This window comes from Planomonospora antibiotica (assembly GCF_014647955.1).
Lineage (GTDB): Bacteria > Actinomycetota > Actinomycetes > Streptosporangiales > Streptosporangiaceae > Planomonospora > Planomonospora parontospora.
Window position 1 is genome coordinate 1 of sequence record NZ_BMQE01000151.1, and the last position, 811, is coordinate 811.

The following is an 811-nucleotide window of genomic DNA, read 5'->3' on the forward strand; positions in this document are numbered from 1 at the left end:
GCGGTGTTGGTGGCGAAGGCCTGATACCGCATGCCGTGCTTCTTCTCGTACGGCGAGGCGTTGCGGGCGTAGCGGGGGTGCAGAGGCTCTTTGCGGACGATCACCCGGTGGCCGCTCGGCCAGGCCGACAGATCACCCAGCAGGCCGGTGACGTCGGCGACGAACGCATCCGGGCGCGACTCGCCGCCGGGCCCGGTCGCCGCCTGCCACAGGCCGCGGGCGTCGACGAGCTCCACGGCGTCCTGCTCGCGCTCGGTGAAGGCCCAGCCGACCGAGTACTCCCACCGGTAGGACGGGCTGGTGCGGCCGCCCGCGCCGGCGATCCACTCCAGCAGGGCGTGGGAGAAGCCGGCGCCGTCCACCCGGATCAGGACCTTCTTGCGCCAGGCGCCGGGGATCTGGGCGACGGCCCGGGTGAGCAGGTCGATGTTCACCGTCGCGTCATTGGCGCCGGTGTTGCCCGGATGCAGCAGCTGGGCGAGTTCTTCGCCGGTGTTGTCGCACACCGCGACGAAGCCGTGATGGCCGTAGGTGCCCTTGTAGGTGCCGTGCGCGCCCTCCTTGTCCGAGGGAGCGACCACGATGGAGCCATCGGTGTCGATCACCGTCCACCCGTCCAGCACCTGCTCGTCGACGCGCGCCCAGGGGAAACCCTCGGGGCGGGCGGCCAGCAGAGCCCACACGTGGCGGCGCACCGCTGCCCGGGCCCGTTCGATCCTGCGCAGCGCCGCCTCGTCGATCTCCTTCAGGGCGCGCCATACGGTGGGGAAGGAGGCGACCGCTCCGATCACCGGCCGCTGGTGTTCCAGCA

At 71.8% G+C, this 811-nt stretch carries 1 protein-coding gene; it reads right to left on the reverse strand.

Annotated features, from left to right (window positions below; all coding sequences use genetic code 11):
• Window positions 1-791: transposase (locus tag IEZ06_RS35880; protein WP_189241120.1), on the reverse strand; the 791-nt coding region annotated here is incomplete at its 3' end.
• Window positions 792-811: the final 20 nt, after the last annotated feature.